Raw genomic sequence first — 1,085 nt, 5'->3', positions numbered from 1 at the left:
CTCACAAGCAAGCGGCAAGCGCTACAGTCAGGGTACCCCAGGGGTCACCTCCGTACTCCCTGCCGACTTCCAGAAACCAGGATTCGTGCCGTGAATGAACTGATTCGACTGGTCGCACAGCGGGCCGGAATCTCCCCGGTGCAGGCGAAACTCGCCGTCAGCGCGATGCTCGTCTATTTGACGGCGCGCCTTCCTTCGCCGGTGGTTGGCCGTATCCGCGAGCAATTAGGGGCTGCGCCGTGCCCGAGTGATGCCGACACCGGCGGAGGAAGGTCTTGGTGAGCGAAACAGCGGCCGACAGCGGCCGTATCCGCGTGCTGGTCGTCGACGATCAAGCGCTGATCCGCCGTGGCATGACGCTGATGCTGTCGCTCGAAGCCGACATCGAGGTCGTCGGCCAAGCGTCGGATGGCGTCGAAGCCGTAGCCCTCGCCGAGCGCCTGACTCCGGACGTGGTGCTGATGGATCTGCACATGCCGCGCAAGGGGGGGGTCGCAGCGACGCGCGAGATCACGATGGCGCTGCCGCATACGCACGTGCTGGTGTTGACCACCCTGGACGACGAGGAGTCCGTCTTCGCCGCCGTACGCGCCGGCGCTCAGGCGTATCTGCTCAAGGACGCCAGCGAAGACGAACTCCTCGAAACCGTGCGCGCCGTCCATCGCGGCGAGTCACGGCTGACGCCGCAGATTGCGCGCAAGGTGATGGATCAGTTTCGGCGGCTGTTGGCCCCGGCAGCCGAGCCCCCCGTTGACCACCCCACGGCTTCCAGCCCACCTGCCGCAACGACTCGGACGGAAACTGCGTTGTCCGGGCCGGAAGCATTGAGCAGCAAAGAAGAAAAGATTCTCGCGCTGATCGCCGAAGGCAAGAGTAACAAGCAGATCGCGGCGGCCGTCTTTCTCGCCGAGGGCACGGTGAAGAACTATGTCAGCCGGATTATGGAAAAACTGCACGCCAATACGCGTACCGAGCTGGCCATCATCTCCCTGCGCCAGCAGCCTCGGGCGTGAGACCGGTCGCGCAGCAGTAAGCCCATTCCCCGCCGAGTAGTTTCCCAACGCTTGAGTCGCCCGCGGCCGCCG

At 64.8% G+C, this 1,085-nt stretch carries 2 protein-coding genes; both read left to right on the top strand.

The window, feature by feature from the left end; all coding sequences use genetic code 11:
* The first annotated feature begins 90 nt into the window (after positions 1–90).
* Positions 91–282 carry a hypothetical protein gene (locus RUW20_RS20470; protein WP_313954064.1) on the top strand — a complete coding sequence of 64 codons (192 nt, stop codon included), beginning with the start codon at positions 91–93 and terminating at the stop codon, positions 280–282.
* On the top strand, positions 279–1,013 hold the full coding sequence (locus RUW20_RS20465) for a response regulator transcription factor (RefSeq protein WP_313954063.1): 735 nt from the start codon (positions 279–281) through the stop codon (positions 1,011–1,013). Before RUW20_RS20470 ends, RUW20_RS20465 begins: the two co-directional genes overlap by 4 nt.
* The last annotated feature ends 72 nt before the right edge of the window (positions 1,014–1,085 follow it).

Source organism: Accumulibacter sp. (assembly GCF_032229525.1).
GTDB lineage: Bacteria > Pseudomonadota > Gammaproteobacteria > Burkholderiales > Rhodocyclaceae > Accumulibacter.
Note: the sequence above shows the minus strand (reverse complement) of the source record. Positions and strands in the feature narration are given on the sequence as shown.